The sequence below is a fragment of the Streptomyces sp. NPDC056160 genome, assembly GCF_042268205.1.
Classification (GTDB): Bacteria; Actinomycetota; Actinomycetes; order Streptomycetales; family Streptomycetaceae; genus Streptomyces.
Map to the genome: position 1 here is coordinate 1 of NZ_JBHJUW010000203.1, position 11572 is coordinate 11572.

Genomic DNA, 11572 nt, shown 5'->3' on the forward strand with positions numbered 1-11572 from the left:
CGCGGGCCCGCCGCCCTCGGGCCCGCCGCCCTCGGGCCCGCCGCCCGCAAGGCCCCTCAGGCCCCGCCGCGCGGCCCGCTCAGCGTCCCCTTGCCCCCGTGGTGCCCCCGGTCGCGGTCCCGCTCACGCTCCCGGTCCCTCTCACGGTCCCGTTCCCGTTCGGCGCCCACGGTGAAGCCGATCACGGCGCCGCCGCCCTCGCGCCGGGAGGCGAACGGCGCGCCCCCGTGGGCGATGGCGACCTCCCGCACGATGGACAGGCCGAGCCCCGAGCCGGGCAGGGAGCGGGCGTCGGCGGCGCGGTAGAAGCGGTCGAAGACGCGGATCAGGTCGCCCTCCGCGATGCCGGGCCCCCGGTCGAGGACCTCGACGCGTACGGTGCCCGGCCGGGCGGGCCCCAGGACGGCGATCTCGATGGGCGCCGTGCCGCCGCGGTCGAACTTGGCCGCGTTCTCCACGAGGTTGGAGACGGCCCGCTGGAGCATGGCCGGCCGGCCGTCGGTCGTCGTGTCGCCGCTCGCGCGGACCACGATGTCGCGTCCGGTACGGCGGCGGGTCAGACCCGCGACGTCCTCGGCGATGTCGGCGAGGTCGACGCGCTGCGGCGGCTCGCTGTCGGACTGCCCGGCGGCCAGGTCGACCAGTTCGTTGACGAGGTCGGTCAGTTCACGGGCCTCCTGGGAGAGGTCGGCGACCAGTTCCTCGCGGGAGGCGGGCGGCAGTTCGTCGATGCGGCGCAGCAGCGAGATGTTGGTCCGCAGCGAGGTGAGCGGGGTGCGCAGTTCGTGGCCGGCGTCCTGCACCAGGCGGCGCTGGTCCTCCTCGGACTGGGCGAGGCGGCCGAGCATGCGGTCGAAGGAGCGGCCGAGGCGGCCCACCTCGTCGTACCCGGTGACCGGCACCTGGACGCCGAGGCGCCGGGTGCGGGCGACGCCCTCGGCGGCGGAGGTGAGGACGACCAGCCGGCGGGTGATGCGGCGGGCCAGCCACCAGCCGCACAGTCCGGCCGCGATGACGACGATCGCCATCAGGATCAGCGTGCGCTGCTGGAGCGCGCGCAGCAGGTCCTCGGTGTCGCTGAACTCCTGGGCGACCTGCACGGCGCCGCGGCCGTCGCCGAGCGCGACGGTGGCGATGCGGTACACGTCGTCGGCGACGGGCACGTCCGTGTACTCGATGGTCTTCCCGGCCACGGCGTCGGACGCGACGGCCCGGTCGTCGGTGGTGACGGGCAGCTGCGGGCTGCCGTGGTCGACGATCTGGCCCTGCGCGCCGAGCACCTGGACGTCGGTGCGGCTGGGGCGGACGACCTCGTGGCCGGGGCGGGAGGAGGAGAAGTCCTCGGGCGTACGGTCGTAGCGCCGCACCTCGTCCTGCACGTCCTGGACGACCTGGGTGAACACCGACTGCTGGTCCACGCGCACCAAGCGGGCGGCGGAGTTGTACGACAGGATGCCCACGAGGATGGTGACGGCGGCGGTCACCGCGGCGAACGACACCGCGAACGTGGTCCGCAGCGACGAGAGCCGGGGCCGCGGCCGGTCCGTCAGCCGCGTCAGGCGGCCCACTCAGTCCTCCCGCAGCACGTACCCGACACCGCGGACGGTGTGGATGAGCTGCCCGGCGCCCGGTTCGTCGAGCTTGCGGCGCAGGTAGCCGACGTACACGGCGAGGTTCTTGGAGCCGGGGCCGAAGTCGTAGCCCCAGATGCGGTCGTAGATGGTGGAGTGGTCGAGGACGATGCCGGCGTTGCGGACGAGCAGTTCGAGGAGTTCGAACTCGGTGCGGGTCAGCTCGACCTCGCGGGTGCCGCGCCACACCCGGCGGGCCTGGAGGTCCATGCGGATCCCGGCCGCCTCGACCTGCCGCTCGGGCAGCTGCGGCGCCTTCGCCGGCGCCTCCTCGGCGGCGGGGGCGGCCGGGCCCGCGGGGGCCGGGCTGGTGCGGCGCAGCAGGGCGCGGAGCCGGGCGAAGACCTCCTCCACGTCGAAGGGCTTCACGACGTAGTCGTCGGCGCCCGCGTCCAGTCCGGCGATCCGGTCGGCGGTCTCCACCAGGGCGGTCAGCATGAGGATCGGGGTGCGGTCGCCCTCCGCGCGCAGCACCCGGCAGACCTGGAGGCCGTCGATGCCCGGCATCATCACGTCCAGGACGAGGATGTCCGGCGGGGTCTTGTGCGCCTGCGCGAGCGCCTCGACGCCGTCGGCCACCGCCGTCACCTCGTAGCCTTCCAGGGTCAGGGCCCGCTCCAGGGCGTGGCGGATGGCGCGGTCGTCTTCGGCGAGCAGCACAGTCTGAGGCACGCGCCCAGTCTGCCAAGGCCACAGCGGGGCGAACGGGGCGAGCAGGCCTACGATCACCCCTTTTTACCCGCCTCTCACCGTCTCGGACGCAACCGGCGGCAGGCGCCTACCGTCCTCTCACCCACCGCCGGCCCCACCCCGGCTCGCACTGGGGTACGGAGCCTCGGGTACGGAACCTCGGGTCCGGAACCTGGGCTCCGCAGCCTGGGGCCCGGGCCTTCGGCTCCGCCGCCTGCGGCCCCTCAGCTACGGAGCCGCCTCCGAGCCCACAGCTACGCAGTTGCCTCCGCACCCTCGCCACGGAGCCGGGCCAGCTGTTCCGCGAACGGGACCACGGTCAGGTCGTCCGCCGCGGGCGCCGGTGCCGTCCGGTGCCGCTGCGCGGGGCGCCCGGTCATCAGGGCCGCCAGTTCGCCCGCGGCCCGTTCGATCCGCTCGGGCAGCCCCTGCGCGCCCCAGTCCTCGGAGGCGGCGTAGACGCCGGTGGGGACGACGACGGCCCGCAGGTAGGAGAAGAGGGGCCGCAGGGCGTGGTCCAGGACCATCGAGTGGCGGGCGGTGCCGCCGGTGGCGGCGACCAGCACCGGCTTGCCGGCCAGGGCGTCCTTGTCACGCGCCCCGAGCACGTCGAAGAAGGACTTGAACAGTCCGCTGTACGACGCCGAGAACACGGGGGTGACGACGACCAGGCCGTCCGCCCCGGCCACCGCGTCCAGCGCGTCGGCCAGAGCGGGGCCGGGGAAGCCGCTGGTGAGGTTGTGCGCGATGTCGACGGCGAGGTCGCGCACCTCGATCACCCGGACGTCCGCGCCCGTGCGCGCGGCGGTCGCGGCGGCCAGCCGGTCGCCGAGCAGCCGGGTGGAGGACGGGACGCTCAGTCCCGCCGACACGACGACGAGGTTCATACGGCGCTCGCCTCCTCCGGAGCCGCTTGTGCGGCCGCGGCCAGCAGGGACGTGTGGGTCGGCGCGTCCGGCACCTGGGCCGGGCGGTTCTTGGCGAACTCCTCGCGCAGCACCGGCACGACCTCCTCGCCGAGCAGGTCGAGCTGTTCGAGGACGGTCTTCAGCGGCAGCCCGGCGTGGTCCATCAGGAACAGCTGGCGCTGGTAGTCGCCGGCGTACTCGCGGAAGGCCAGGGTCTTCTCGATGACCTGCTGCGGGGAGCCCACGGTCAGCGGGGTCTGGTCGGTGAAGTCCTCCAGGGAGGGCCCGTGGCCGTACACCGGCGCGTTGTCGAAGTAGGGGCGGAACTCGCGCACCGCGTCCTGGGAGTTCTTCCGCATGAACACCTGGCCGCCGAGGCCGACGATCGCCTGCTCGGGGGTGCCGTGCCCGTAGTGGGCGTAGCGGGAGCGGTACAGCTCGATCATCCGCTTGGTGTGGTCGGCGGGCCAGAAGATGTTGTTGTGGAAGAAGCCGTCGCCGTAGTACGCGGCCTGCTCGGCGATCTCCGGGGAGCGGATGGAGCCGTGCCAGACGAACGGCGGTACGCCGTCCAGCGGGCGGGGCGTGGAGGTGAACCCCTGCAGCGGAGTGCGGAACTTGCCCTCCCAGTTCACCACGTCCTCGCGCCACAGCCGGTGCAGCAGGGCGTAGTTCTCGATGGCCAGGTCGATGCCCTCGCGGATGTCCTTGCCGAACCAGGGGTAGACCGGGCCGGTGTTGCCGCGGCCCATCATGAGGTCGACGCGGCCGTCCGCGAGCTGCTGGAGCATCGCGAAGTCCTCGGCGATCTTCACCGGGTCGTTGGTGGTGATCAGGGTGGTGGAGGTGGACAGGACGAGGCGCTCGGTGCGCGCGGCTATGTAGCCGAGCATGGTGGTCGGCGACGACGGCACGAACGGCGGGTTGTGGTGCTCGCCGGTCGCGAAGACGTCCAGGCCGACCTCCTCGGCCTTCAGCGCGATGGCGACCATGGCCTTGATGCGCTCGCGCTCGGTCGGCGTCCGGCCGGTGGTGGGGTCCGGCGTGACGTCGCCGACGCTGAAGATCCCGAACTGCATGGTCGCTCACCCTCCAAGTTGTTGACTGTTCAACTATACCCCCCTGAACGAGCGCCGCCCCGGAGGTATTCCGCACCCCTGCCGAGCCGGGCGACGGCCCGCCCCGGCGCGGGCACGCACCCCCGAACGGGCCCCGACCGGCCTCCCGGCGGCCCGCTCCGCCCCACGTCGGGCGACTCGCAGCGCCGACACCGTCGCCGCGGGAGTCCCGGCCGGGGCCGGACCGGTCAAGACTCCCGCCACGGCCGCCAGACCCGCGCGTGCGAAGCTGCCCCCATGCCCCTCGTCCTGCGCTCCGCCGCCCTCTTCGTCGTCGCCGCCCTCTTCGAGATCGGTGGTGCCTGGCTGGTCTGGCAGGGAGTGCGGGAGCACCGGGGCTGGCTGTGGGCCGCCGGCGGCGTGCTCGCGCTCGGCGCGTACGGGTTCGTCGCCACCTTCCAGCCCGACGCGCACTTCGGCCGCATCCTCGCCGCCTACGGCGGGATCTTCGTCGCCGGTTCGATCCTGTGGGGCATGGTGGCCGACGGCTACCGCCCCGACCGGTGGGACGTGGCGGGGGCCCTGGTCTGCCTCGCCGGGATGGCGCTGATCATGTGGGCCCCGAGGAACGGCGCCTGACCTTCCCTTACGCTGGACGGAACCGAGCGCACGAACCGAGCGCACGCACCCCAGGAGCAGCCCATGGCCCCCGCCGCACCGTCCGCCGCCTCCCGCATCGCCGTCGTCACCGGTGCGAGCAGCGGCATCGGCGCCGCCACGGCCCGGCAGCTCGCCACCGCCGGCTACCGCGTCGTACTGACCGCCCGCCGCAAGGACCGCATCGAGGCCCTCGCCGAGGAGATCACCGCGGCCGGGCACGCCGCCACGGCCTACCAGCTCGACGTCACCGACCGCGCGGCCGTCGACGAGTTCGCGACCGCGTTCAAGACCGTCGGGGTGCTCGTCAACAACGCGGGCGGCGCCCTCGGCGCCGACCCGGTCGCCACCGGTGACCCGAACCACTGGCGCACGATGTACGAGACGAACGTCATCGGCACCCTCAACGTCACCCAGGCCCTGCTGCCCAAGCTCGCCGCGAGCGGTGACGGCACCGTCGTGGTCGTCTCCTCCACCGCCGGTCACGGCACGTACGAGGGCGGCGCCGGGTACGTCGCCGCCAAGCACGGCGAGCACGTCCTCGCCGAGACGCTGCGCCTGGAGATCGTCGGGCAGCCGGTCCGCGTCGTGGAGGTCGCGCCCGGCATGGTCCGCACGGAGGAGTTCGCGCTCACCCGCTTCGGCGGCGACGAGGAGAAGGCGGCGAAGGTCTACGACGGCGTCGCCGAGCCGCTGACCGCCGACGACGTCGCCGACACCATCGCCTGGGCCGTCACCCGCCCCAGCCACGTCAACATCGACCTGCTGGTCGTGCGCCCCCGCGCCCAGGCGTCGAACACCAAGGTGCACCGGGAGCACTGACGCCGGTGACGACGCCGAAGGACACCCCCGGGCAAGGGCTCCCCGGGCCGGCAGGCCCCGAGGAGGGAACCCCCGGCCGGGACAGGGCCGCCGAGCGGCAGCGCCTGGCCGAGGAGAAGAGGCGCGAGCGCTACGTCTGGTACTACCTCGGCTACTTCCTCTTCGGTATCCACGTCGTGGCGTTCGTCATGATCTACGCCGTACGACACGCGAAGTGATCCCAGGGCGCCGCCCGGCCCCCCGGCCGTAGGGTGACGCACCGTGGACAGACACATACGCTTCGACGCCCTGCGCAACGTTCGCGACCTCGGCGGGTACGCCACCGGGGACGGCCGGCGGGTCCGCCCGCGCCGCCTGTTCCGCGCGGACGGCCTCGGCAAGCTGGGCCGGGACACTCCCGACTGGGACCGCTTCCTCGCCCTCGGCATCGGCACCGTGATCGACCTCCGCCACGACTGGGAGGTCGACCGCCAGGGCCGCGTACCTGAGCACCCGTCCTTCACCTACCACAACCTCAGCATCGAGCACCGCCCCTACGACCAGCCCGCGCTCGGCCCCGAGGTCGAACCGGGCCCGTACCTCGCCGAGCGCTACATGGAGGTCGCCGAGGACGGCACCAAGGAGATCCGCGCGGCCCTGGAACTGATCCGCGACGCGGCCGTCTCCGACACCCCGCTGGTCTTCCACTGCGCCTCGGGCAAGGACCGCACGGGCGAGCTGGCCGCCCTGGTCCTGACCCTGCTCGGCGTCGACGAACCCACGGTCGTCGAGGACTTCACCCTCACCGAACTCGCCAGCCCGGCCCTGCTGGCCGACTGGCGGGCCCGCAACGGCGGCCGCACCCCGAACTGGCCGGGCTACGGCCGCGCCCCCGCCGCGGTGATGCGGCTGTTCCTGACCGCCCTGAAGGCGAAGTACGGCTCGGTCGGGGCGTACGTGAGCGACGCCCTGGAACTGGACGCGCAGGCCCTCACCGCCACCCTCCGCGCCCACCTGCTCGAGCCCGCCCCCACCGCCTGGCCGACCCTGACCTACCGCCGGGCCGTCCCCGCCGACGCCCCGCTCCTGGTCCGCCTGCGCGACACGGCCGCCCTGCGGCAACTGACCCGCGGCATCGACCAGTGGAAGCCCGGCGAGAAGGACGAGGCGCACTTCGTCGAGCGCATGCGCGAGGGCGAGGTCTGGCTGGCGTACGCCTCCGGCCACCTGGCCGGCGCCTGGGAACTGTGGTGGGACGACCCCGCCGCCTGGGGCCCCCGCCCCCCGGAGGCCGGATACATCCACCGCCTCATGACCACCCCGCACACGGCCCCGCCCGGCGCCGGCCGCGCCCTGCTGGCCGAGGCCGAGTCCCGCATCACCGCCGCCGGCCGCCCCTGCGCCCGCCTCGACTGCCTGTCCTCCAACCCCCGCCTGCGCGCCTACTACGAGTCGGCGGGCTACACGGTCGTGGGCGAGCAGCCCGCGAAGACGGACGGCACGGGCAGCCCGTACGCGGTGACCCTCATGGAGAAGCGGCTGCGGGACTGACCTGGGTCAGCCCTTCACGCACACCACCTGCTTGAGCTGGGCCACCACCTCGACGAGGTCCCGCTGCTGGTCGATGACCTGCTCGATCGGCTTGTAGGCACCCGGGATCTCGTCGAGCACGCCGGAGTCCTTGCGGCACTCCACGCCACGCGTCTGCTCCTCCAGGTCCTTCGTGGAGAAGCGGCGCTTGGCGGCGTTGCGGCTCATCCGGCGGCCGGCGCCGTGCGAAGCCGAGTTGAAGGCCTTCTCGTTGCCGAGGCCCTTCACGATGTACGAACTGGTCCCCATCGAGCCGGGGATGATGCCGTACTCGCCGGAGCCCGCACGGATCGCACCCTTGCGGGTGACCAGCAGGTCCATGCCGTCGTAGCGCTCCTCGGCCACGTAGTTGTGGTGGCAGGAGATCTCCGGCTCGAAGACCGGCCTGGCCTTCTTGAACTCCTTGCGGACCACGTCCTTCAGCAGCGCCATCATCAGCATGCGGTTGTACTTGGCGTACTCCTGCGCCCAGAACAGGTCGTTGCGGTAGGCGGCCATGTGCGGGGTGTCCGCGACGAAGACCGCCAGATCACGGTCGACCAGGCCCTGGTTGTGCGGGAGTTTCTGCGCGACGCCGATGTGATGCTCGGCCAGTTCCTTGCCGATGTTTCTGGAACCAGAGTGGAGCGTGAGCCAGACCGAGCCAGCAGAATCAAGCAATAGTTCGATGTAGTGGTTGCCTCCGCCGAGCGTTCCCATCTGCTTCGTGGCGCGTTCCCGGCGGAATCTCACCGCTTCCGCCACCCCGTCGAACCGCCCCCAGAACCCGTCCCACCCGGCCGTGGCCAGTCCGTGGAAGCCGCCGGGGTCCACCGGGTCCTCGTGCATCCCGCGGCCCACGGGGATCGCCTGCTCGATCTTCGCGCGCAGGCGCGACAGGTCGCCGGGCAGGTCGTTCGCCGTCAGGGACGTCTTCACGGCGGACATGCCGCAGCCGATGTCCACGCCCACCGCCGCGGGGCACACCGCTCCCTGCATGGCGATGACGGAGCCGACGGTCGCGCCCTTGCCGTAGTGCACGTCGGGCATGACGGCCAGGCCCTTGATCCACGGGAGGGTGGCGACGTTCTGCAACTGGCGCAGCGCCACGTCCTCGATCGAGGCGGGGTCGGCCCACATGCGGATGGGGACCTTCGCGCCCGGCATTTCCACGTACGACATGTCGTCCTCATTCCCCCGGAAAGCAAACAGAAGTCTCAGAAGCGGCGAATCGCAATACCGGCGCCAAGGTCGACGAAACAGGCATCGGACCGGCGTCCACGGCAGTGCGTGCGATAGACATTGTCTCCAGGAGACGCCCCCGCCCGGCAAGCGAATAACCGGGGCGGGGCCCCGGACCGACCCCCGTCGAGAGGAGCCTGACCGTGCTGCGGAAGGCGTACGTATCCGGCGCGGCCGCGTTTCTCGCGGCGCTGCTGCTGGCCGGCTGCTCCGGCGGCTCGTCCGACGACGGGCAGGCCGACAACGCCAACCCGGACGGCCCCGGCAGGGCGACGGCCGCTGCCCAGCCGGGCAAGTACCGCACGCTTCCGGAGGCCTGCCTCGCGGTCGGCCACGGCACCCTCGACTCGCTGCTGCCCGGCATCCAGCAGATCACGGACCCGGACCAGCGGGAGAAGGCCTACGACGGCGAGGCCACGCTCACCTACGACACCGACCGCAAGGTCGGCTGCCGCTGGAAGGTGGACTCCACGGACGCCACCGACCACCTCCACGTCGACTTCGAGCGGGTCGTCTCCTACGACAACGCCGTGAGCGACGACAGCCAGGCCGAGGCGGTGTTCGCCACCAAGCAGGCGGCCGCGGACCTGCCCGCGCCCCCCGCCGGCGCCCCCGGCTCGGGATCCGCGACGGACACGGGAGCGGGCACGAGCGCAGGCACGGGAGGGGGCACGGGGGCGGGAGCGCCGGCGGGCGGTGGCTCCGGCGGCAGCCCGTCCGCCCCGGCCTCCGGTACGCCCGCCTCCCCGTCCTCCTCCTCGTCGGGCTCCGCCCCGGCCACCGATCCGGCCGAGGTGCAGCCCCGCACGCTCGACGACCTCGGTGACGAGGCGTTCGTGGACGACACGCTCAGCAGCTCCGGTTCGACGGTCAAACAGCGGACGGTGACTGTGGCGTTCCGCACGTCGAACGTGATCGTGACCATCGACTACGAGGAGCAGCCGACCGCTGTCGGCGTGGTCCCCGACAGCAAGGAAATGCAGGACAAGGCCCGGAATCTGGCGGCGCGGCTCGCGAATTCGCTGGGCGGTTGACGCGCCGGGAGCGGCACTTGGCGCGGTGCCGTGCTCCCGGCGGCGGCGAACCACACGGCGGACCGATTGCGTACGGTGGCCCTCCGACCCGATCAGGCCGCACCCGATCAGACCGCACGGACAGAACCGCACCGATCAGACCGCAGGGGACCACGAGCGTCATGAGTGAAGGAACCATGCAGCGAGCAGCTCAGCGAGAACAGCGTGATCAGCGTGAGGTACGTGGGGGGCGTGGCCCGCGGGCGAAGCGGCTGCACCGTGCCCTCGTCTGCGCGGCCGGGGTGCCCGTGATGCTGCTGGCGGCGGCCTGTTCCTCCTCGGACTCCGGTTCGGGGTCGGGATCGGACGGGGCGGCGTCGGCCCCGTCGGCGGACGCGAAGACGTCGGCGAGCCCGAGCGCGTCGCCGACCGTGCAGCCGGCGGCGTACGGCAAGCTGCCGGACGCGTGCAAGGTGCTGGCGCGCAAGACGCTGGACGACCTGGTGCCCCGGGGCGCGAAGTCCGCGAAGGCGGGTACGTCCAGTGATGTGTCGACGCGGGCCAGTTGTTCGTGGAACGGGCTGGACAACAACGGGGTGAAGGGTTCCCAGTACCGCTGGCTGAACGTGTCGTTGCTGCGCTTCGAGTCCGATGCGGCGCGCGGCACGGGCGAGACCCAGGCCCAGGCGTACTACCGCAAGCAGGTGCAGGACGCGCAGTCCGTGGACGGGGCGCGTGGCAGCAAGTCGCAGCCGGTGTCGGGGACGGGCGACGAGGCGACGGCGGTGCGCTACGACCTGAAGAAGAAGGAAGGCACCTTCAAGCAGCAGACGGTCGTGGCCCGGGTGGAGAACGTGGTGGTCACCCTCGACTACAACGGCGCGGGTCTGGCCGGTGACAAGGCCCCGGACGCGGACGACCTCTCCAAGGACGCGGCGAAGGCCGCCAAGGAGGCGGTGGCGTCGGTGACGAAGGCGAACGGCGCTGACGCGGGTTCGTCCGGTGGGCCGGGTTCGTCCGGTGGGCCGGGTTCGGGTGCGGGGTCCTCGGGCAAGCCGGCGTCTCCGTCGGCGTCCAAGGGGGCGTCCGGGTCGCCCTCCGCGTCGCCGTCGCACTCCGCGTCCAAGTCGTCCTCGGACAGCTGAGCGGGGCGGGACAGCGGATCCGGCCACCCGTTCCCCGGACAGATGTGCCACTCTGTTGCGCGCAACAGGACGTAAGGGGAGGGGAGTACGAGTGGCCGCGCCACTGCAGCTGACCCGGATGCACCGGGTTCTCATCGGCGTGGTCGTGACCGGCGCCGTGGTCATCGCCGGTATCGGCTTCGCGGGTTCGTACGCGGCCGTGCGCGAGCTGGCCGTCAAGAAGGGCTTCGGGAACTTCAGTTATGTGTTCCCGATAGGCATCGACGCGGGTATCTGTGTGCTGCTCGCACTGGATCTGCTGCTGACCTGGATCCGTATTCCCTTCCCGTTGCTGCGTCAGACGGCGTGGGTCCTGACGGCGGCGACGATCGCGTTCAACGGCGCCGCCGCCTGGCCGGACCCGCTGGGTGTGGGCATGCACGCCGTGATCCCCGTGCTGTTCGTGGTCGCGGTGGAGGCGGCGCGGCACGCGGTCGGCCGGATCGCGGACATCACGGCGGACAAGCACATGGAGGGCGTCCGCCTCACCCGCTGGCTGCTGTCGCCGCTGCCGACGTTCCTGCTGTGGCGGCGGATGAAGCTGTGGGAGCTGCGCTCCTACGAGCAGGTGATCAAGCTGGAGCAGGAGCGGCTGGTCTACCAGGCGCGGCTGCGGTCCCGGTTCGGCCGGGCGTGGCGCAGGAAGGCCCCGGTGGAGTCGCTGATGCCGCTGCGCCTGGCCCGCTACGGGGTGCCCCTGGCTCAGACGGCCCCGGCGGGGCTGGCGGCGGCGGGGATCGAGCCGGCGCTGATCCCGCCGGCGCCCGAGCCGCGGGCGGCGGTGGCCGCCGACGCGCAGCGCGCGGTGCCGGCCGGCGG

Annotated in this window: 12 protein-coding genes; 7 read left to right on the forward strand and 5 right to left on the reverse strand. The window is 72.6% G+C overall.

Annotation, left to right across the window (positions count from 1 at the left end):
• Positions 1-56: 56 nt before the first annotated feature.
• The 4 genes from ACFC02_RS39155 to ACFC02_RS39170 all read right to left on the reverse strand — a co-directional run bounded on the left by ACFC02_RS39155 (position 57) and on the right by ACFC02_RS39170 (position 4308).
• A complete protein-coding gene (locus ACFC02_RS39155; RefSeq protein WP_376367222.1) occupies positions 57-1568 on the reverse strand; it encodes an ATP-binding protein in 1512 nt (503 codons plus the stop codon).
• Positions 1569-2291, reverse strand: a complete 723-nt coding sequence (locus ACFC02_RS39160; protein ID WP_376367243.1) for a response regulator transcription factor — start codon at positions 2289-2291, stop codon at positions 1569-1571.
• A 284-nt stretch (positions 2292-2575) separates the two neighbouring features.
• Positions 2576-3208: a CE1759 family FMN reductase gene (locus ACFC02_RS39165; protein ID WP_376367224.1), complete on the reverse strand. Its 633-nt coding sequence runs from the start codon at positions 3206-3208 to the stop codon at positions 2576-2578.
• Positions 3205-4308: an LLM class flavin-dependent oxidoreductase gene (locus tag ACFC02_RS39170; RefSeq protein ID WP_376367226.1), complete on the reverse strand. Its 1104-nt coding sequence runs from the start codon at positions 4306-4308 to the stop codon at positions 3205-3207. Before ACFC02_RS39170 ends, ACFC02_RS39165 begins: the two co-directional genes overlap by 4 nt.
• A gap of 276 nt (positions 4309-4584) precedes the next feature.
• Here ACFC02_RS39170 and ACFC02_RS39175 point away from each other — a divergent pair, with 276 nt between their 5' ends.
• The 4 genes from ACFC02_RS39175 to ACFC02_RS39190 all read left to right on the forward strand — a co-directional run bounded on the left by ACFC02_RS39175 (position 4585) and on the right by ACFC02_RS39190 (position 7296).
• Positions 4585-4926, forward strand: coding sequence for a YnfA family protein (locus ACFC02_RS39175; RefSeq protein ID WP_360980058.1), 342 nt, complete (start codon positions 4585-4587; stop codon positions 4924-4926).
• A 63-nt stretch (positions 4927-4989) separates the two neighbouring features.
• The gene (locus ACFC02_RS39180) at positions 4990-5766 is read left to right on the forward strand and encodes an SDR family NAD(P)-dependent oxidoreductase (RefSeq protein ID WP_376367229.1); all 777 of its coding nucleotides are present in this window, start codon (positions 4990-4992) and stop codon (positions 5764-5766) included.
• A 5-nt stretch (positions 5767-5771) separates the two neighbouring features.
• Positions 5772-5984 carry a hypothetical protein gene (locus ACFC02_RS39185; RefSeq protein WP_376367231.1) on the forward strand — a complete coding sequence of 71 codons (213 nt, stop codon included), beginning with the start codon at positions 5772-5774 and terminating at the stop codon, positions 5982-5984.
• 43 nt (positions 5985-6027) lie between these two features.
• On the forward strand, positions 6028-7296 hold the full coding sequence (locus ACFC02_RS39190) for a GNAT family N-acetyltransferase (protein ID WP_376367233.1): 1269 nt from the start codon (positions 6028-6030) through the stop codon (positions 7294-7296).
• Positions 7297-7302: 6 nt separating this feature from the next.
• Here the strand turns inward: ACFC02_RS39190 and ACFC02_RS39195 are convergent, their stop codons facing one another.
• Positions 7303-8496 (reverse strand): RtcB family protein, encoded by a 1194-nt coding sequence (locus ACFC02_RS39195; protein WP_376367235.1) that lies wholly within the window; start codon positions 8494-8496, stop codon positions 7303-7305.
• Between the two features lie 203 nt (positions 8497-8699).
• Between ACFC02_RS39195 and ACFC02_RS39200 the strand changes: the two genes are divergently transcribed.
• The 3 genes from ACFC02_RS39200 to ACFC02_RS39210 all read left to right on the forward strand — a co-directional run.
• Positions 8700-9590 carry a DUF3558 domain-containing protein gene (locus ACFC02_RS39200; RefSeq protein WP_376367237.1) on the forward strand — a complete coding sequence of 297 codons (891 nt, stop codon included), beginning with the start codon at positions 8700-8702 and terminating at the stop codon, positions 9588-9590.
• Positions 9591-9766: 176 nt separating this feature from the next.
• Positions 9767-10714 (forward strand): DUF3558 family protein, encoded by a 948-nt coding sequence (locus ACFC02_RS39205; protein WP_376367239.1) that lies wholly within the window; start codon positions 9767-9769, stop codon positions 10712-10714.
• A gap of 91 nt (positions 10715-10805) precedes the next feature.
• The coding region (locus ACFC02_RS39210) for a DUF2637 domain-containing protein (RefSeq protein WP_376367241.1) at positions 10806-11572 on the forward strand (767 nt) is incomplete at its 3' end.

Excerpts from the sequence above, each read along its gene's own strand:
- ACFC02_RS39165 (WP_376367224.1), bottom strand. The coding sequence starts at position 3,208 with ATGAACCTCGTCGTCGTGTCGGCGGGACTGAGCGTCCCGTCCTCCACC.
- ACFC02_RS39170 (WP_376367226.1), bottom strand. The coding sequence starts at position 4,308 with ATGCAGTTCGGGATCTTCAGCGTCGGCGACGTCACGCCGGACCCCACC.
- ACFC02_RS39175 (WP_360980058.1), top strand. The coding sequence starts at position 4,585 with ATGCCCCTCGTCCTGCGCTCCGCCGCCCTCTTCGTCGTCGCCGCCCTC.
- ACFC02_RS39180 (WP_376367229.1), top strand. The coding sequence starts at position 4,990 with ATGGCCCCCGCCGCACCGTCCGCCGCCTCCCGCATCGCCGTCGTCACC.
- ACFC02_RS39195 (WP_376367235.1), bottom strand. The coding sequence starts at position 8,496 with ATGTCGTACGTGGAAATGCCGGGCGCGAAGGTCCCCATCCGCATGTGG.
- ACFC02_RS39205 (WP_376367239.1), top strand. The coding sequence starts at position 9,767 with ATGCAGCGAGCAGCTCAGCGAGAACAGCGTGATCAGCGTGAGGTACGT.